Source organism: Serratia sp. MYb239 (assembly GCF_002966855.1).
Classification (GTDB): domain Bacteria; phylum Pseudomonadota; class Gammaproteobacteria; order Enterobacterales; family Enterobacteriaceae; genus Serratia_B; species Serratia_B rhizosphaerae.
The window spans coordinates 1,768,376-1,786,939 of record NZ_CP023268.1 but is presented as its reverse complement, the minus strand read 5'-3'; the positions used below and the strand labels follow the sequence as shown (position 1 = coordinate 1,786,939).

Genomic DNA, 18,564 nt, shown 5'->3' with positions numbered 1-18,564 from the left:
GGGCTGAACGCCACGTTCAGCCCTTTTGTTTTTCCGCCGGCTACAGCGCGCAGAAAATCCCCACGGCGATACCGCCGAACAGCAGCCATTTAATGATGTAATACACCGTTTTATTCCAGGCCTTCAGCCGTTTTCCTACCCGACGGATGGCGTAGATATACTTGAAGGCTTTGTTGACGCCGCCGGTACGGTCGCCCGCTTCATTCGGCGCGGTGGCGGCGCTCATCAGATGGCGTCCCAGCCAGTGGTTCACCCGCTGCGTCCAGCGGTAGCGCATCGGCCGTTCAATATCGCAGAACAGAATCAGGCGGTTCTGCCCGCTTTTGTTTTCCGCGTAGTGCAGATAGGTTTCGTCAAACAGCACGTCCTCACCGTCGCGCCAGCTGTAGCGCTCGCCGTCCACCTCGATAAAGCAGCGGTCGTCGTTCGGCGTAATCAGCCCCAGGTGATAGCGCAGCGAGCCTGCATAAGGGTCGCGGTGACGCGGCAGGCGGCTGCCGTCCGGCAGCTCGGCAAACATCGCAGCTTTGACCGACGGCAGCGTACGCAGCAGCGCGGTGGTCTGCGGACACAGCGTCATCGCCGAAGGATGGCTGTCCTCATACCATTTCAGATAAAAGCGCTTCCAGCCGGTTTTAAAGAAGGAGTTAAAGCCTGCGTCATTATATTTATCGGACGCTTTGATTTGCTGGATTGCCATCAGCTGGCGGCCTTCATCACGGATGGTCTGCCAATTGTCGCGCAGCGCCTGTAACTCCGGGAACAGCTCTTGCGGCAGATACGGCGTGGTAGGCACGCGGGAAAAGAGGTACATAAAGACGTTCAGCGGTGCGGTGAAGGTCGAATGGTCAGCCAGTTGGCGCCAGAAACCGTAACGAACCCGACCACGATAATGCACATAAACCACGCATAAAATAAACAGAATTAAAACGATATATTTCATTGTTTTTCATCAGAATAATATACATAGCCATCCCTGAGCCAGGCCGGCGCAGGACCCGTTCCTTGCCGCGAGACGGCAAGGTGTACAGCCAATCATCATCAACAGTGTAGAAATGATTTTCTATACAATAAACCACAAAAAATTACACAATAACTCAACAAAGTGCAGATTGTTCGCCGGCAATAAAAAAGGCCGCATAGCGGCCTTTTTACTCGGGTTAGCGGGAGGTTAGCTGTAGGCGTGCAGCGTACGCTGACACAGTGCGGAACGTACGCAATCCTGTTTATCAAAGCGAATAATACCGACCATTTCATCTTCCTCGAAACGCTGCAGCGCATCATTCAGGCCCGACTCTACCCCGCGCGGCAGGTCGCACTGGGTAATATCGCCGTTGACGATCACCGTCACGTTTTCCCCCAGACGGGTAAGGAACATTTTCATCTGGCTGGTGGTAACATTCTGCGCTTCATCCAGAATCACCACCGCGTTTTCAAATGTCCGCCCGCGCATATAGGCGAAAGGTGCAATTTCAACCTTGCCGATTTCCGGCCGCAGACAATATTGCAGGAAAGACGATCCCAGCCGACGCTGCAGAATGTCGTACACCGGGCGGAAATAAGGGGCAAACTTCTCGGAAATATCCCCCGGCAAAAAGCCAAGATCCTCATCCGCCTGCAACACCGGACGGGTGACAATAATGCGATCCACTTCTTTATGAATCAGCGCTTCCGCCGCTTTCGCCGCACTGATAAAGGTTTTGCCGCACCCGGCTTCGCCGGTGGCAAAGATCAACTGTTTATTTTCTATGGCTAACAAGTAATGACCCTGAGCCTCGGTTCGCGCCTCGATGGGTGAGCTATCGCGCTTATCCCGCGCCATGCCGATAGACTCAACGCCACCCATTTGCACCAGCGAAGTCACGCTTTCTTCTTCCAACTGGCGATGACTGCGAGCGTCACGACGAATTACGCGTTTCGCTTCACGACGTGCTTTGATCACTGCTTTCTGTCTTCCCATAGTGGCACCTTACAGTTTGTTTCACCTACCGCAGCGTTATTCACGCGCGATGAATGTTTCACACACGTATTAGGTTTTGGCCTCCTTCAAGCCAATATATATCTCGGCCCTGCGGGCGACGGCCCGAAAAGAGCGGGGACAAGCCAATGGATAAAGTAAACCTGCAGCCGCGTTATTATGCCGAGATTCACCGGACGAAGAGACGAAATAAACGGAATGAGCAAGTATGGCGTTGCGCGTGACAGGGTAGAAAGTAGCGAGAAAAAGAGAGTCGGAGAGAGAACCCTCGTTACAACGAGAAATCAGGGAGGTGATGTTATTTTTTCTTTGTAGCCCCAACCAGGACTTTACCATTAGCGATCCCCGCAGTGTTATTTACAGCCTCGGGCTGTGCACCGTGTGAAAACTACCGCCAGATGATTACAGTATAATGACAATACGCCAGTCTGCGTTGCTTAAATGTAAAAAAATTTATTTTTCCAGCATCGGCCCATAGTTCCGCTTATTTTTTGAGCGGCGGTATTAATATAGCATGCCGACCGTCCGGCATGCTATCGGCTATTATTCGAACGAATAAGAAACGCTTACGCCGCCGCCCCAATTACGCCCCGGCGCCGGTTCATAGAAGCGCCCGTTGCCTTCATTAACGATCACCGAGCCCACGTAGTCACGGTCAAACAGGTTATCGACCCGGCCAAAAACGTTGACCAGCCAGTTGCCCAGCGGATAACGGTAACCGCTGTTCAGACCAACGGTAGTATAAGACGGCGCCTGGGCGCTGTTGGCGTCATTCACCTGGATATCGCTCATATAACGCACTTCAGCGCCGGCATACCAGCCCTGCTCCGGCGCCCACGCCAGCGAGGCATAACCCATATTGCGGGCGATGCCCGGAATACGGTTGCCGCGGCCGATAAACTTATCCGCCGAGCAGGCGGCATCGCCGCAAATATCGTCGCGATAGCGCGCGTCCAGCAGCGTCCACGCCATGTTTAACCGCCACGCCTCGCCAAATTGCTGGTCCAGCGCCAACTCCAGGCCACGGCGGCGTGTCTGGCCGGCGTTTTTGTAGCTGCTGCGTCCGTTGCTGCTGTTGGCGGTGACGATCTCATTACGGGTATCGGTCTGGAACAGCGCCGCGGTCAGCAGCCCGTTGCCGATGCGGGTTTTGCTGCCCACTTCCAGCGTATCGCTGACGGCCGGCTGCAGATCGAAGTTCATGCCGGCTGTGCCATCCGGCCGGTAAGAGAGCTCATTGATGGTCGGCGTTTCAAAACCGCGTCCGGCGGCAGCATAAATATTCCAGCCGTCCGCCAGCGCATAGCGCAGTGCGCCGGCGGGCAACCACTGGTGATAGCGGGCGTTGCCGCTGTCATCGCCGTTGCCGGGGGTAATAAAGTGGTCATTGGAGTCAAAGTTGACGGTGCTGAATCGCACGCCGGCGTCTAGCGTCAGGCGCGGCGTCAGTTGCCAGGAGCTTTGCAGATACGGGTCGAGGTTCCACATCAGGTTACGCTCGTCACGGCGCAGATTGCCCTTCACACCCAGCTGCTGCACGCCGTTCACCTCGGCAAAGTTTTCATAGCCCTTGCGCTGTTCCGTCATGGTTTCGTAGTTCAGGCCGCCGGTCAGGGTATAGGGCACGGCGGCGATGGCGCCGCGGTGCGTCCAGCGCGTATCAATGCCCTGATAGTGGCGCGCCAGCACAATCACCCCGCCGGGCTGCTGGGCACTGCGCTGCTGGACAAATACCGGTATCGACTGGTACTGGGTAGTTTCCCGTTCACCGGCATACATCATCACGCTCAGATCATCGCTGTCGCCGAACTGTCGCTGATAGTGCAGGCCGCCCTGGGTCTGCGACACGGTTTTTCGCGTATTGAACTGCTCGGCGCGCGGCGCCTGGCGCGGATTATCCTGCCACTCTTCCCGCGTCAGGCCGCCAGGATCGTCGGCGTTGATATCGACGCTGTTAAACAGCAGCGTCAGGGTGCTGGCATCATCCAGACGCACGCCCAGTTTGGCGTTGCCCAGATTTTTACGCGCGCCGCTGTGCTCGCGGAAGCCTTCGGTGGTAAAACGCGTCGCGGATACGGCATAGTTGACGTCGCCGGCCTGACTGCCGTCGCCGGTGGCGCCGCTGGCCTTAAGGCCGTAACGCCAGGATCCATAGCTGCCGGCGTACATGCCCGCCTCAACGCGGTTCGGCTGGCGGCCGGTCTGCGTTTCAACGTTGAGCACCCCGCCGGAGGCGTTGCCATACAGCGCGGAGAACGGCCCGCGCAGCACTTCCACTTTATCGGCCGACGCCAAATCGATATTTGAGGTTTGCCCCTGTCCGTCCGGCATGGTGGCGGGAATTCCGTCAACATAAATCCGCACGCCGCGTACGCCGTAGGTTGAGCGCGCGCCAAAACCGCGTACCGACAGCTGCAGATCCTGCGCGTAATTCTGGCGGTTTTGCACCTGCAGTCCGGGCACGACGCCAAGGCTCTCCGACAGGTTGATTTGCGGTTTGGCGTCGCGCAACTGCTCGCCGTTAACCACGCTGACCGCCGCCGGCGTACTCAGTTCAGACAGGCCGCTGCGCTTGGCCGTAACCACCACGGTCGCCTCGTCATCGGCCCCTGACGCCGCGCCGGCGATCGCCGGCCATAAAACAGGCAGCAGCGCCACCGCAGCGGCGCAGGTATTCCCGGAAATAGGTTTCATATGTGAATGCCGTAAAAATAGAGAAGGACGCTGTAACAATCAGATGCAAACGGCAATATATACGAATATTGCCGCAGGCAGTGTACAAATCGTTATGACGCCTCCGTTTTCTCCCCGGCGCCTCAGCACTGATAGCCCGTACCAACGTCAAAATTCAGCACAACGCCCTGCCGTGCGTCATAAGCCAGTTGCAGCTGCTGCGGCTTGCGATGCTCCTCCAGGCGCTGCAGCAACTGGCGTGAGACCGTCGGCAAAATCTGCTGATTCAACACGCTGTCGATATGGCGCACGCCGCCCTCCGCCTGCAGGCCGGCCGACACCAGCGCATCACTCAGGCTGTCATCGACAACGCAGCGCAGATCGTAACGCTGCCGCAGCCGCTGCATAATCTGCTGTAGCCTGCTGGCGACAATCCGCCGCAACGCCTCGACGTCCAGCGGACGGTAGATAAGCACTTGCGCCTGAGCCAGCAGCGCCGGCTGAAAGCGCGCGCGCAGAATCGGCTGCAGCGCGGTGCTCAGCTCGGCGTCCGTCGCATCGGGCTGCGTTGCCAGTTGCTGATGCAGCTGCTCGCGCCCCAGCTCGCTGCTCATCAGGAACACCGTATGGTGAAAATCAATCAGCCGCCCTTGGCCGTCACGCAGAGAACCGCGCTCAAACAGCTGACAAAGCAACTTCAACACCTCGCCATGGGCCTTTTCCACCTCTTCCAGCAGCACGACGCTGTAAGGACGCAGCCGCACCGCTTCGGTTAACGTCCCCTCCTCCTCCGCCTGCTCGCCATGCCCCCCGATCAGATGCTTTACCGCGCACGCTTCCTGATACTCCGCCATATTGAGGGTCAACAGTGAGGCATCGTCCGCGAACAGATTCTCGGCCAGCGCCCGCGCGCTCGCCATTTTGCCCACGCCAGCCGGCCCCAGCAGTAAAAATACCCCCAGCGGCCCATTCTCCAGCCGCAGCTGCGTTAAGGCGGTATACAGTCGCTGCGCCAGCGCGCTCATTGCCGACTCCTGTCCGATCACCTGCTCGGTCAGGCGCTGTTCAAGCTGCAGCAAACAGCTGCGCTCATCCTTTAACAGGCTGCTTAGCTCAATGCCGCACCAGTCGGCGATGACCGTCGCCACCATGCGGGCGTCCACATCCAGCGACAGCAGAGGAACGGACGCCTGCAGCGCCGCCAACTGCTGCTGCAACACCATGCATTCATCGCTGCGCTCCGCCTGCCGGGCCGTCAGCAGTTGCCGCGCCAGCAGCTGCTCCTGCCGCAGCTGCTGCTCCAGACTTGCCTGCTGCTGCAGCAGCCACTGGCAACGGTCGCAGATATCCGCCAGCCGCGCCGGATCGACCTCGTCACTCTGCGCCTCGTCCTGTTCAATCGCCTGTTGCTCCATCGCCAGCGCCGCCAGTTCCGCGCGGATCTGCGTCAGTGGCGCAGGTTCGACCTCCAGGCTCATCCGCACCCGGGCGCTGGCGATATCCAACAGATCCACCGCCTTATCGGGCAGTTGACGGCCGCACAGATAGCGACGCGACAGCACCACCGCCGCCTTCAGCGCCGAGTCCTGGATGTAGACGCCGTGGTGTTGGGCGTAACGCTCTTTCAGCGCCCGCAGCATCAGGCAGGCGGTCTCATCATCCGGTTCATCGACGCTGACCTTCTGCAGGCAGTGCCCCAGCGCCGTGTCCCACTCGACATGCTGCTGATACTCTTGCCGGTTGGCGGTAATAATCAGGCGCAGCTCTCCCTGCATCAGCGCCGGCTTCAATATCTTGAGCACCTCTTCACTGCCGGCCGACTCGCCGACGCCCACCGGCGTATGCACCTCGTCAATCAGCAACAGTATCGGCTGCGGCGAACGGCGTATGGCGTCAACCAGCTGCAGCAGCCGCAGCGTGAAAGCAGAAAGGTCGCCAGGCCCCGCCTGCAGCAGCGCCACATCCAATCTGCGGATACGCATATTTTTCAGACCGTCCGGCACATTGCCTTCCACAATACGCTGCGCCAGCCCTTCCACCAGCGCACTTTTGCCAACGCCCGGTTCGCCAACCAGGATCGGGTTGTTTTTACGCCGGCGGGAAAGCACATCAACGATCTGACGCAGTTCGGCATCACGGCCCAATACCGGATCGAGCTGTCTGGTTTGCGCTTTCGCAGTAATATCCAGGGTGAATTGATCCAACAGCGCTGAGCACTCACATTCCGTCATATCCGTAATCCTGGCAAAAGGTGACTCCTGGGACGAAAAACCGCAGCTCTGATTACCGTCCGACTGACTATCCGGCCACGACGGTGCACACTTCAGCGGCATATCATCCAGACTCAACAGCGTCCCGGCAGCCGTCCGCATGCTATCGGGGCTCAAGCGTCGCAGCCAATAGGCTAAATGCGTTGTCATAATGCTCTTCCTTGTTTGCTGACGCCGGGCAGACTTCTCCCTACCGGCGCGTTTTGTTAGCGTATAGCGTAAATCCCATTCCATGGGGCACTCTCTGCAGGGTTAAGCGGCGCTTCCCGCGGCTTAACCCAAGACATCGCCGGCCGATCGGTTGCCTGACCCGATTAGCCCTGTGTCTGCGGTCTGAAGTTTTGCGTGGGTAGGAGGCGTGAAGAATAACGGCGGCCCGACGCCTGACCGACACCGTACTCCCGGCCGCACGCGGCGCCCTGGCGAACAGGCTGCCGTCCTGAAATAAAGCGGATACGTCAAGCCAATGGTCTCTGGCAATAAACCGTACAACATGGGCGTATTTCCCCAATCCTGTATCTGATAAACTTGTCAGCCTGCGTGCAGGCTGACTTAATTACGCCAATATGGCGTTCGCCCCAAAAAAATTATTTATCTTCGCTCGCTGGCGGCACCGATAAAAACTTTCATAAATATTATGAATACCGGAAATCCTTTCAGTCCGCCGCGAAGAAAATAATTAGGACAAATACCTATAGACATAAGTTTAAAAAGCTATGACATATGAAAGGAATTGAAAATATGTAAGGAAATATTTCAACACGCCTGCTTTGACCGTTAACACCAGCATTCTGATTATTAAGATTCTCCCCAGACGATATCAGGCAGGGCGCGTGATTACAGGCGTAAAGAGATCGCGTCAGGGTGGTGAGAATCATTAACGAATGCAGGAATAAAACGTTAAATAAGAAAAGTCCTGTTTTTCCCGACAACAATCGCCATGCGTTTTTATTGTTAACAGAAAACTAAAAAAAACGTTATGTATTTAGCCGTGAAATATATAGATCCGATGGATCTGTTTTTTTATAATTATGCCTGATACGCATCGCCGATAATGCGTTAATAATTTATCGGCACAATAAAAAACAGCAAATTTACCAGTCCACTCATCCCCAGCCAGGGGCCAAACGCCAGCGGCTGTTGCGCGCTATGCTTATTCCAGCCGTATCGCAACAGTTTATACGCCAGGCCGCCGCCTGCCGCCAGCAGCAGCAGGTTCGGCAGGCTTTGCCAGCCGCACCAGGCGCCCAATGCCGCCGTCAGTTTAAAATCGCCGTAGCCCAGCGCCTCTTTACCGCTGCCCAGTCTGAACAGCCAAAACAGCAGCCACAGCGCCATATAGCCGGCAGCGGCGCCGATAACCGCCTGCTCCAACGGTACAAACCAGCCGTTCAGATTGCACAACAGGCCCAACCACAGCAGAGGCAGCGTCAACACATCCGGCAACAGCATTGTATTGAAATCAATAATCGACAGCGTTAATACCAGCGTGCAAAACAGCAGCAGCGCCAACAGCGGCCATCCCGGCGGCTGCCACAGTCCCACCAACATAAACAGCAGCGCATGCGCCAGCGCAGCCGGCGAGCAGCCACTTCCGGGCGTACGTTTGCCCACACGCCGCCATAACCCTACCTCCTCATCCGCCGCAGGTAAATTCAACTGCCGCAGCGCAGCTTGCCGCCAGCGGTGTTCCAGTAACGGCGGCAGCTGCCGCGCCACCCGGCTCATCACGCTGCCGACGGCCCAGCCCGACAGCATCAGTAACCCCAGCCAGCATTCCGGGTAAGCAGCGGCCAGGCGAGTGAAAGTATCCATCCATCATCTCCCGTCAATCGTCCCTTTCCGTCATGCTGCCGTATTTTCTCCGCCGTAGGTACGGAGAGAACTCAGTTCAGATGCGCCTTTTACAGCAAATATCCGAGCGCCGCGTTGTCCCATCGCTCTCACCAGCCGCACGATCGTGATTTATAAGGTAAACTGGTAGTTCAGCACGGCGCTGCGAGCACGGCATCTGCAGCGCATTTTTAACCGACAGCGGCGGGGGGTTTATGCTCCGCCGGGTCAATCGTCACCACGGCAAGGAAGTCTGTATGGATTCGTCGTATCACCCTGCCCGCATGCCTTCCGGCGCGGCAGAACATGTGTGCCGCACGCTCGGCGCACTGCAACGCTCATCGCCGGATGGCGACAGGCTGTCCGCTAGCGCCTATCAACGTATTCTGCTGTACTGCGGCGTGCGCCCCGATCTCCCCGGCTGGCGTCATTTTCTGCTGGGTGCGCTCACGCTGCTCGGCCTGCTGGCGCTGGTCTGCGGGATAATTTTCTTTATCGCCTGGAACTGGGCGGCCATGCCCAAGATGGCGAAATTCGCCCTGGTGGAAGGTTGGATTCTGGCACTGGTGATCGTCGTCTGCTGGCGCTGGCGACAGACGCTGGCGCGTATGGCGCTGCTGGCTGTCGGGCTGAGTTTCGGCGGGTTGCTGGCGCTGTACGGACAAACTTATCAGACCGGCGCCGACAGCTGGGAACTGTTCCGCGCCTGGGCGCTGGTGCTGCTGCCGCTGGCGCTGCTGGGGCGTCAGAACGGCCTGTGGATCTGCACCTGGGCGGTCGCCAATCTCGCCTTTCAGTTCTACTACGCCAACCAGGCGTTACTGCTGATTGGCGACAACGCCTGGCAACGCTTCCCCTGGTCAGCAGACGGCTTGCTGTACGCCTACCTCGCCGCTCAGTTGCTGTGCCTGATACTGCGCGAGGCCCTGGCCGGCGCCGCGCGCCGCCGGCAGCCGACATCGTGGTTGGCCAAGCGCTGGCCGTCGCGCCTGATGGCCGGCTACCTGCTGCTGACACTCACCTTCTGGGTGGCCGGCACGGTGCTGGACTGGAGCAGCGCGGACAACCGTCTGATAATCGTACCCTGGGCGCTGTTGCTCCTGATAGGTTACGTCTTTTACCGCCACCGCCGGCCGGACCTGTGCATGCTGACCCTCGGCATGGCCAGCCTGATGGTGGTGGGCGGCGTAGTGATTCTGCAGCTGCTGTACTTCTCTTGGGAGACCGAAGCTCTGCTGCTTATCGCCTGGGGGATCGGCCACCCGATGTTGATCTGCGGCCTGATGGCGCTGTGGCTGACGCTGTGCGGAGCGTGCCTGCTGCGCTGGCGGCGTGAGATGTACCCGCAACAGGCGCCGGATATCGCACCGGATGAGGTCGGCGCGCTGCTGCAGGCGCTGCAACAGCGCCAGTTGCTGAACGCCCGGCAGGCAGCGGCCGTGGCAAATTTCGATCATTCCGAACGGCTGCCCTGGTATCTGCGCTTCGCGCTGACGCTGGGTGGCTGGCTGGCGGCGATGATTATCCTGATGCTGCTCGTTCTGGTGCTGTATGCGGTTGGCCTGCTTGGATCGCTCAACGGCGCTTCACTGGCGTTCTACTCGGCATTGCTGGCCGTGCCGGCCGCTCTGTGGCTGCGCAAACCGACGATCGGTCAGCAGCAGATTGGCATGGCCTGGGCCATCGCCGCCACCTACGGCTTTTATCTGGCGATTATGTTGATCGGCGACGACTATGCGCAACCCAGCATCATGCTGAAAATGCTGTGTTTCCTGCCGGTACTGGCGGTCATGGCGTGGGCGATGCCAAACGCGCTGTATCGCCTGATGGCGGTCTGCCTCGGGGTCTTTCTGCTGGTACAGTCGCTGGGCTATTTTAGCAGCCGCTATCTGCCGTCGGCGCTGGCTATCGGCCTGACGGCGCTGCTGGTCGCACTGCTGCTGGCCGGCTGGCTGCAACAGGTTATCCGCAACGCATCGCGGCCGGCGACGGGCGACGGCGCATGGCGCTACGGCATTCCCGCCGGGCTGATGGCGCTGTGTCTGGCCGCTATCCACCACAACCTGCTGAGCGATATTTTCGGCCCGTCCTCCGGCAGCACCATGCTGGCGACCATGCTCGGCATCGGCATCGCCGTGGGGTTGATCGGCAGCGCGCTGGCCTATACGCAGCGCACCGCCGCCGACGCGGTGCCGGTCTACCTGCCTGCGGCGCTGTTCTGCGGCGTTATCGCCCTGTTCTCTCCCGGCCTGGGTCTGGGGCTGCTGCTGTTGCTGACCGCGCGTTATCTGGGCAGCCGGTTGCTGCTGGCGACGGCGGGCGGCTATCTGCTGCTGTACCTGAGCGACTGGTACTACTTCCTCGGCATCTCGCTGTTGCACAAAGCGCTGCTGCTGATGGTCAGCGGCGTCGTGCTGTTGCTGCTGGCAATGTGGGTCAAACAATGGCAGGCGCAGGGAGGTAACCATGCAGACTAAATCCGTCATCAAATGGCTGACCGCCGCCGTAGTGCTGGCGGCGCTGCTGCTGGTCAATCTGTCGATTTACCAAAAAGAACGGCTGCTCAAACAGGGCCGCGTGGTCATCCTGCAACTGGCGCCGGTCGACCCGCGCTCGCTGATGCAGGGCGACTATATGGCGTTGGACTATGCGCTGGCCGCGCCGCTACGGGCGCAGGTACGCCAGCTGCAGCAAGCCTGCTGGGTCGGTGGCTGCCAGGCGCCGGCGACCAGTGGCCAACTGGTGGTCGAACTGGATGCGCAACGGCACGCGGTCAACGCGCATTTTTATCGCGGGGAACCGCTGAAGCCACAGCAAATCCTGATGCAGTACCATCTGTCCCCCACCGGGCTGCAGATCGGCACGCCGAGCTACTTTTTCCAGGAAGGGCACGGCGATAGATTCGCTCAGGCGCGTTACGGCGAGTTTCGCGTCGATCGGGACGGCACCGCGCTGCTGACCTATCTGCGTGACGCCGACGGCCGGCGCATTCTGCCATAACCTCTCCCCGCGGCTGACGTCACGTCGGCCGCGGGCTTAACATATAAACGCGCCCCATAAAATACTCCTTAATATCCATCCGCTCCCCGTCAACTCCCCACAAATTGTTAAGTTAATTAACGATTAGTTAACGTATTATCTCAAACGCATATAACTCGATAAATCAGCTCGTTTTAGCACTGGCTGGCATTGATGCCGGCATTTTATTGACCAGGAAAATACCCAATGAACATCCAAATCAATGGACGGATGATACCGCTCGACGATAGCCTCCGCGACACTCCCCTGCTTTACATCCTGCGTAACGATCTGGCGTTGAACGGCCCGAAATACGGCTGCGGCCTGGGCGAATGCGGCGCCTGCACCGTACTGATCGACGGCGTCGCCGCCCGCTCTTGTTCCGTTAACGCCGCCAGCGTGGTCGGCAAATCGGTCACCACGCTGGAAGGCATCGGCAACGCCGAACATCTGCATCCGGTACAGCAGGGCTTTATTGATGAACAGGCGGCCCAGTGTGGCTACTGCACCAACGGCATGATCATGACGCTGGTGGCGCTGTTTGAACGCGAACCGCAGGCCGACGAACAGACCATCAAGCAAGAACTGGCCTTCAACCTTTGCCGCTGCGGCACGCATATTGAAATTCTGCGGGCGGCGGAACGCGCCAAACAGATTCTGGCCGAGCGGGGTAACGCGTGATGAACAGCATGGAAATCACCCGCCGCCGTTTACTGCAGGCCGGCGGACTGGTGATGGTCAGCAGCCTGTTGCCGGTCTCATTCGACGCCCTGTCGGCTACGCCGGCCCCACGCCCGGCCTCACCGCCGCCCGACCGCGTCGACAGTTTTATTGCGCTGTCCGCCGACGGTAAAGTCACCGCCTTTAACGGCCACGTCGATCTCGGCACCGGGGTGAAAACCGCCCTCAGCCAAATCGTCGCCGATGAGCTGGATGTCGATCTGGCCGCCGTCACCATGATTCTCGGCGATACGCGCCGCACGCCGAATCAGGGGCCGACCATCGCCAGCGCCACCATCCAGGTCACCTCGATACCGCTGCGTCAGGCGGCGGCGCAGGTACGCCAACATCTGCTGCAGCTGGCGGCGCGGGCGTTCAACCTGCCGGAAAACCAGCTGGCCGCCGAGCGCGGCTATGTGTTCGAGCGCGCCAACCGCGCGCGCCGTCTGAGCTACGGCGAACTGGCGCGCGGCCAGGATCTGCACCTGCCGCTGGATACCACGGCGCCGCTGAAGGAGCACGCCCAAAGCCGCTATGTCGGCCGGCCCGTAGCGCGCGTGGATATTCCCGCCAAAGTTACCGGCGGACTGAGCTACGTTCACGACGTGCGTGTGCCGGGCATGCTGCACGGCCGGGTGATTCGCCCGCCGTATGCCGGCGCCGACAGCAGCGCGCCGCTCGGCAAGGCGCTGGTGTCCGTCGATGCGGCATCTATCGCCCACCTGCCGGGCATCGTCAAGCTGGTGGTGATTAACGATTTTATCGGCGTGATCGCCGAGCGCGAAGAGCAGGCCATCGCGGCGATGAACCAGCTGCGGGTCACCTGGCGCGACTGGCAGGGGCTGCCCGATCTGGCCGCCGGCCTGCACGATACGCTGACGACGCACCCGAAACAGGACCGTATGCTGCAGGACGACGCCGGAATCGAGCAGATTATCAGCGCGCTGCCCACGCCGGTGAACGCCGATTATCTGTGGCCCTTCCATCTGCACGCCTCCATCGGCCCTTCCTGTGCGGTCGCCGACGTGCGCGACGGCCAGGCGGAGATCTGGTCAGGCAGCCAGAATCCGCACGACCTGCGCAAGGACATCGCCAAACTGCTGGATCTGACCGACGAACAGGTGCATATCCAGCGTCTGGACGCCTCCGGCTGCTATGGCCGCAACGGCGCTGACGACGTAAGCGCCGACGCCGCGCTGCTGTCGCAGGCGGTGGGCAAACCGGTGCGGGTGCAGCTGATGCGCGAACAGGAAAACGGCTGGGAACCAAAAGGCACCGCGCAGCTGATCCGGGTGCGCGGCGGGCTGGATGCCGCACATCAGGTGGCCGCCTATGATTTTAAAACCTGCTATCCCTCCAACAACGCCGTGACGCTGGCGCTGGTGCTCAGCGGCAAGGTCGCCAATCAGGCTGACGTCCAGCAAATGGGCGACCGCACCGCCATCCCGCAGTATCGCTACCCGCATATGCGCGTTGTGGCGCAGGATGCCGCACCGATCGTGCGCGCCTCCTGGATGCGCGGCGTGTCGGCATTGCCGAACGTGTTCGCCCATGAGTCCTGGATCGATGAGCTGGCCTATCTGGCGGGCGACGATCCCATCGCCTACCGCCTGCGCTACCTTGACGATCCGCGCGCGCTGGCGCTGATCGACGCGCTGAAAAAACAGGCCGACTGGCAGCCCGGCCGCGCGCACCGTCATCCGGCGCCCGCCTCGCAGGAGTGGGTCAGCGGCCGCGGCTTCGCCTACGCCCGCTATTTCCACAGCAAATTCCCCGGCTTCGGCGCCGCCTGGGCCGCCTGGGTGTGCGACGTCATGGTCAGCCGCCGCACCGGACAGGTAAAAGTGAAGAAGGTGTTTGTCGCCCATGACTGCGGCCGCATCGTCAATCCGGCCGGCGTGCGTCATCAGGTGCACGGCAACGTGATCCAGTCCACCAGCCGCGTGCTCAAGGAGTTCGCCACCTTTGACGGCGCCGGCACCACCTCACTGGAATGGGGCGGCTATCCGATTCTGCGCTTTGACGAACTGCCGGAGGTGGATGTGCAACTGCTGGATAACCCCGATCGGCCGCCGATGGGGGCCGGCGAGTCTGCCTCGGTGCCCAGCGCCGCCGCCATTGCCAATGCGCTGTTTGACGCGTTGGGCGTCCGCCTGCGGGAAGTGCCGTTCACCCCCGAACGCATTCTGCAGGCCCTGACCTCCGCTCACTGACGCCCGACGGCAAGGAAACCACCATGAAGAGTAAAAGCAAAAAAGTTCTCGGCTGGGGCGCTGCGGTTGTCGCCATCGCCGCAGTTGGCGCCGGCATCGCCAGCTGGCAGCCGTCCATCGCCCCGCTGAAGGAGACGGATCACCAGACGTTCAGCGCCGAACAGATCGCCCGCGGCAAAAAGCTCGCGGCGCTCGGCGACTGCGCCGTCTGCCATACCCGCCCCGGCGGTGAACGCAATACCGGTGGCCTGGCGATGACGATCCCGTTCGGCACCATCTACTCCACCAATATCACGCCGGATCGCGAAACCGGCATCGGCAGCTGGAGCTATCCGGCCTTTGAGCGCGCCATGCGCCACGGCGTCGATCGCGACGGCCACTATCTGTACCCGGCGTTCCCGTACACCTCCTTCACCCGCACCAGCGATGAGGATCTGCAGGCGCTGTACGCCTGGCTGATGTCGCAGCCGCCGGTGCGCTACCAGCCGCCGGAAACCAGGCTGAACTTCCCGTTCAATATCCGACAGGGGATCGCCGCCTGGAACTGGCTGGTTCTGCAGCCCGGCGCCATGCAGCCCGATCCGGCGCACGACCAGGCCTGGAACCGCGGCGCCTACCTGACCGAAGGGCTGGGCCACTGCAGCGCCTGCCACTCGCCGCGCAATATTCTGTTTGCCGAACAGGGCGGCAAAGCGCATCTGTCCGGCGGCGTCGCCGAAGGCTGGAACGCGCCGGCGCTGACCGCGCACTCCAACGCGCCGATTAGCTGGAATTACGCCGATCTGCTGGGCTTTATGCGCAGCGGCTATTCCGCCAATCACGGCGTGGCCGCCGGCCCGATGGGCCCGGTGGTGAATGAGGGACTGTCGCAGTTGCCGGAAGAGGATCTGCAGGCGATGGCCGTCTATCTGGCCTCGTTCAATCAGCCGCAGCCGGGCGACGACGAGACCACGGTGAAACAGCAGCTGCTGCACCGCGAGGCGCAGGCAAAAACGCTGGCCTCGGAGGGCGCACGCCTGTATTCCGGCGCCTGTATGGCCTGCCATGCGCAGTCGGAAGGCGCGCCGTTGGCCGGGGTGCGTCCGGCGCTGGCGCTCAATACCAACCTGAACGACGCCAGCCCCGACAACGCCATCCGCGTGGTGCTGAACGGCATTGCCGCCCCCGCCACGCCGGCGCTCGGCACCATGCCGGCGTTCGCCGGCCACCTCAGCGACCGGCAAATCGCCGTGTTGCTGAACTACCTGCGCACCGAGCAGGCGGGCAAAGCCGCCTGGCCGGATCTGCAACAGCGGGTGACCGCGCTGCGCAACGCGCGGTAATCCGCCGCTCCCGGCCCGCAGCGGGCCGGGACGTTACTCTCCCTGCGCCAGATCCGTCACCACCTGACGGTAGGCAGCAATCGCCAACGCCACGTCCGGCGTCGTCACCGCTTCCGCCGGGTGATGGCTGATCCCTCCCTTGCAACGCACAAACAGCATACCGACCGGCCAGCGTTCCGCCATAGCGATGGCGTCATGCCCCGCGCCGCTCGGCAGCGACAGTGAACGTCCCTGCACCTGCCGCACCGCCTGCTCCAGCGCCGTCTGCAGCCGCGCGTCGCACGGGGTGGCGCCGATGTGATAATACGCCTGGGCGTCAAAACGCAGCCGACGCCGCCCGGCAATCGCCTCGGCCTCGGCCAGCAGCGTCTGCAGCAGCGCCGCCAGCGGCGCATCCTGCGGGCCGCGAATGTCCAGCGACAGCCTGACCTCGCCGGGGATCACGTTCACCGCGCCGGGCGCGCACTGCACATCGCCGACCGTGGCCACCAGGTTGCCGCCCTGCAGGCCGGCAGTGCGCTCGACAAACACCATCCACTCGGCGGCGGCGGCCAGCGCGTCTTTACGCTGCTGCATCGGCACCGTGCCCGCATGGCCGGCCTCGCCGGTAAAGCAGCAGTTGAGACGGCGCGCGCCGTTGATCGCCTGCACCACCCCCAGCGCCAGCCCCGCCTGCTCCAGGCAGGGGCCTTGTTCGATATGCAGTTCCAGATAGGCGACGATTTCACCGGCGGCGCGCGCCGCCTGATGAATCTGCGCCGGATCCAGCCCGGCGTCGCGCATCGCCTGCGCCACGCTGACGCCCTGCGCGTCGGTCTGCGCCAGCCAATCGTCCGGCCAGCTGCCGGTCAGGCCGCGGCTGCCGAGCAGCGTAATGCCAAAGCGCGTGCCCTCTTCGTCGCCAAAGCCGACGATCTCCAGCGCCAGCGGCAGACGACGCCCCTGCAGCTGCAGCGCCTGCACCACTTCGATCGCCGTCAGCACCCCCAGCATGCCGTCATAGCGCCCGGCATTGCGCACCGTGTCCAGATGCGATCCGAGCAGCAGCGCCGGCGCACCGGGCTGTTCGCCCTCGTAACGCCCGCAGATATTGCCCACGGCGTCCTGCCAGACCTGCATCCCCGCCTCCGCCATCCAGCGTCCCACCAGCCGGTTGGCCTGCAGATGCTGCGGCGAAAGGTAGACGCGCGTCAGGCCGTCCGGCGTTTCGCTGAGCGCCGCCAGCCGGTCGGCGCGCGTCATCACGCGCTCGGCGGCCTGCATGTCCGTCGTCTGCGCAGTCAGCGTTTCGCTCATGCCGCATCCCCGCTGCCGTAGTGATCCCACGCCGCCTGCAGCGCCGCGCCCTGCGTGGTGGCGAACTTCAGGTGATTGAGCACCGACTCCAGCGCGCTCAGGGTGGTCATCACGCAGTCTTTACGCGCGTTATAGCCCATGGTGCCGATGCGCCACACCTTGCCGTGCAGCGGGCCGAAGGAGGTGCCGATCTCAATGCCGAAGTCATTGAGCAGCAGCTGACGCACCCGATCGCCGTCGATCCCCGCCGGGATCACCACCCCCAGCACGTTATTCATCTTGTGGCGCAGATCGCCGAAGGTTTCCAGCCCCATCGCCTGGACGCCTTTCAGCAGCGCATCGCCGTGCAGCTTATGGCGGGCGATGCCGTTATCCAGCCCCTCTTCCAGAATCAGACGCGCGCACTCGCGGGCGGCAAACAGCGCCGAGGTGGCCTCGGTATGGTGGTTGAGCCGCTCCGGCCCCCAGTAGTCCATCACCATGCCCAGATCAAAGTAGTTGGAGTAGATCATCTCCTCCTCGCCGTCCTGGTGCGCCGCGGTGCGGATCCCCGCCTCCACGCACCTGCGGCGGCGGATCTCCGCCTCCATGCGCGGGCTGAGAGTAATCGGCGAAGTGCCGGACGGGCCGCCCAAGCACTTCTGCATGCCAGCCGACACCGCATCCAGCCCCCAGGCGTCGCTCTCCAGCGCATTGCCCGCCAGCGACGCGGTGGCGTCGGTATAAAACAGCACGTCGTAACGGCGGCAGATAGCGCCCAGCTCCGCCAGCGGCTGCAGCATGGTGGTGGAGGTATCCCCCTGCACCGTCAGCAGCAGGCGCGGACGCACGCGCTTGATGGCGTCCTCAATCTGATCCGGCGTAAACACCTCGCCCCACGGCACCTCGATGGTGTGCACCTCGGCGCGACAGCGGCGGGCGATTTCACACAGCAAATGACCAAAACGGCCAAACACCGGCACCAGCACCTTATCGCCGGGGCGAATGGCCGACACCAGCAGCGCTTCAATCCCGGCGCGCGAGGTGCCGTCCACCAGCATCGTCCAGCGGTTTTCGGTGCGGAACACGCCGCGATACAGCGCCATCACCTCATTCATATAGTGGGTCATCGCCGGATCGTACTGACCGATCAACTGGCTCGCCATGGCGCGCAGTACGCGCGGATCGGCATTGATTGGCCCCGGCCCCATCAGCAGGCGCGGCGGCGGATTGATTTGCGAATATTGAGCGATAGCCATCGT

12 protein-coding genes are annotated in these 18,564 nt (G+C 61.6%); 5 read left to right on the top strand and 7 right to left on the bottom strand.

Annotation, left to right across the window (positions count from 1 at the left end; translation table 11 throughout):
• Positions 1 to 40: 40 nt before the first annotated feature.
• The 5 genes from lpxO to CLM71_RS08400 form a co-directional block, all read right to left on the bottom strand.
• Positions 41 to 943 carry a lipid A hydroxylase LpxO gene (gene lpxO, locus CLM71_RS08420; protein WP_105230607.1) on the bottom strand — a complete coding sequence of 301 codons (903 nt, stop codon included), beginning with the start codon at positions 941 to 943 and terminating at the stop codon, positions 41 to 43.
• 228 nt (positions 944 to 1,171) lie between these two features.
• The gene (gene phoH / locus CLM71_RS08415; protein ID WP_105230606.1) at positions 1,172 to 1,960 is read right to left on the bottom strand and encodes a phosphate starvation-inducible protein PhoH; all 789 of its coding nucleotides are present in this window, start codon (positions 1,958 to 1,960) and stop codon (positions 1,172 to 1,174) included.
• A 561-nt stretch (positions 1,961 to 2,521) separates the two neighbouring features.
• Positions 2,522 to 4,672 (bottom strand): TonB-dependent receptor PqqU, encoded by a 2,151-nt coding sequence (gene pqqU, locus CLM71_RS08410; RefSeq protein ID WP_105230605.1) that lies wholly within the window; start codon positions 4,670 to 4,672, stop codon positions 2,522 to 2,524.
• Between the two features lie 122 nt (positions 4,673 to 4,794).
• Positions 4,795 to 6,882, bottom strand: a complete 2,088-nt coding sequence (locus CLM71_RS08405) for an AAA family ATPase (RefSeq protein WP_232251650.1) — start codon at positions 6,880 to 6,882, stop codon at positions 4,795 to 4,797.
• A gap of 1,098 nt (positions 6,883 to 7,980) precedes the next feature.
• Positions 7,981 to 8,736, bottom strand: a complete 756-nt coding sequence (locus tag CLM71_RS08400) for an A24 family peptidase (protein WP_105230603.1) — start codon at positions 8,734 to 8,736, stop codon at positions 7,981 to 7,983.
• Positions 8,737 to 9,011: 275 nt separating this feature from the next.
• On the opposite strand from CLM71_RS08400, the gene CLM71_RS08395 reads away from it, so the two are divergent.
• From CLM71_RS08395 to CLM71_RS08375, 5 genes are all read left to right on the top strand, one after another.
• A complete protein-coding gene (locus tag CLM71_RS08395; RefSeq protein ID WP_105230602.1) occupies positions 9,012 to 11,231 on the top strand; it encodes a DUF2157 domain-containing protein in 2,220 nt (739 codons plus the stop codon).
• Complete coding sequence (locus tag CLM71_RS08390; protein ID WP_105230601.1) at positions 11,221 to 11,754, top strand: GDYXXLXY domain-containing protein; 534 nt, start codon at positions 11,221 to 11,223, stop codon at positions 11,752 to 11,754. The genes CLM71_RS08395 and CLM71_RS08390 overlap by 11 nt, the downstream gene beginning before the upstream one ends.
• 225 nt (positions 11,755 to 11,979) lie before the next feature.
• Positions 11,980 to 12,453, top strand: a complete 474-nt coding sequence (locus tag CLM71_RS08385) for a (2Fe-2S)-binding protein (RefSeq protein WP_105230600.1) — start codon at positions 11,980 to 11,982, stop codon at positions 12,451 to 12,453.
• The gene (locus CLM71_RS08380) at positions 12,453 to 14,705 is read left to right on the top strand and encodes a molybdopterin cofactor-binding domain-containing protein (protein ID WP_105230599.1); all 2,253 of its coding nucleotides are present in this window, start codon (positions 12,453 to 12,455) and stop codon (positions 14,703 to 14,705) included. Before CLM71_RS08385 ends, CLM71_RS08380 begins: the two co-directional genes overlap by 1 nt.
• A 23-nt stretch (positions 14,706 to 14,728) precedes the next feature.
• Positions 14,729 to 16,027: a cytochrome c gene (locus tag CLM71_RS08375; RefSeq protein WP_105230598.1), complete on the top strand. Its 1,299-nt coding sequence runs from the start codon at positions 14,729 to 14,731 to the stop codon at positions 16,025 to 16,027.
• A gap of 33 nt (positions 16,028 to 16,060) precedes the next feature.
• Here CLM71_RS08375 and hpxK read toward each other — a convergent pair whose 3' ends face one another.
• Both hpxK and CLM71_RS08365 read right to left on the bottom strand, forming a co-directional pair.
• A complete protein-coding gene (hpxK, locus tag CLM71_RS08370; RefSeq protein ID WP_105230597.1) occupies positions 16,061 to 17,323 on the bottom strand; it encodes an allantoate amidohydrolase in 1,263 nt (420 codons plus the stop codon).
• Entirely contained in the window at positions 17,320 to 18,561 is a 1,242-nt protein-coding gene (locus CLM71_RS08365; RefSeq protein WP_105230596.1) for an alanine--glyoxylate aminotransferase family protein, read from the bottom strand. The genes hpxK and CLM71_RS08365 overlap by 4 nt, the downstream gene beginning before the upstream one ends.
• Positions 18,562 to 18,564: the final 3 nt, after the last annotated feature.

Bases quoted from the DNA above. Each gene is read 5' to 3' on its own strand.
- lpxO (WP_105230607.1), bottom strand. From the start codon at position 943: ATGAAATATATCGTTTTAATTCTGTTTATTTTATGCGTGGTTTATGTG.
- phoH (WP_105230606.1), bottom strand. From the start codon at position 1,960: ATGGGAAGACAGAAAGCAGTGATCAAAGCACGTCGTGAAGCGAAACGC.
- pqqU (WP_105230605.1), bottom strand. From the start codon at position 4,672: ATGAAACCTATTTCCGGGAATACCTGCGCCGCTGCGGTGGCGCTGCTG.
- CLM71_RS08405 (WP_232251650.1), bottom strand. From the start codon at position 6,882: ATGACGGAATGTGAGTGCTCAGCGCTGTTGGATCAATTCACCCTGGAT.
- CLM71_RS08400 (WP_105230603.1), bottom strand. From the start codon at position 8,736: ATGGATACTTTCACTCGCCTGGCCGCTGCTTACCCGGAATGCTGGCTG.
- CLM71_RS08395 (WP_105230602.1), top strand. From the start codon at position 9,012: ATGGATTCGTCGTATCACCCTGCCCGCATGCCTTCCGGCGCGGCAGAA.
- CLM71_RS08390 (WP_105230601.1), top strand. From the start codon at position 11,221: ATGCAGACTAAATCCGTCATCAAATGGCTGACCGCCGCCGTAGTGCTG.
- CLM71_RS08385 (WP_105230600.1), top strand. From the start codon at position 11,980: ATGAACATCCAAATCAATGGACGGATGATACCGCTCGACGATAGCCTC.
- CLM71_RS08380 (WP_105230599.1), top strand. From the start codon at position 12,453: ATGAACAGCATGGAAATCACCCGCCGCCGTTTACTGCAGGCCGGCGGA.
- CLM71_RS08375 (WP_105230598.1), top strand. From the start codon at position 14,729: ATGAAGAGTAAAAGCAAAAAAGTTCTCGGCTGGGGCGCTGCGGTTGTC.
- hpxK (WP_105230597.1), bottom strand. From the start codon at position 17,323: ATGAGCGAAACGCTGACTGCGCAGACGACGGACATGCAGGCCGCCGAG.
- CLM71_RS08365 (WP_105230596.1), bottom strand. From the start codon at position 18,561: ATGGCTATCGCTCAATATTCGCAAATCAATCCGCCGCCGCGCCTGCTG.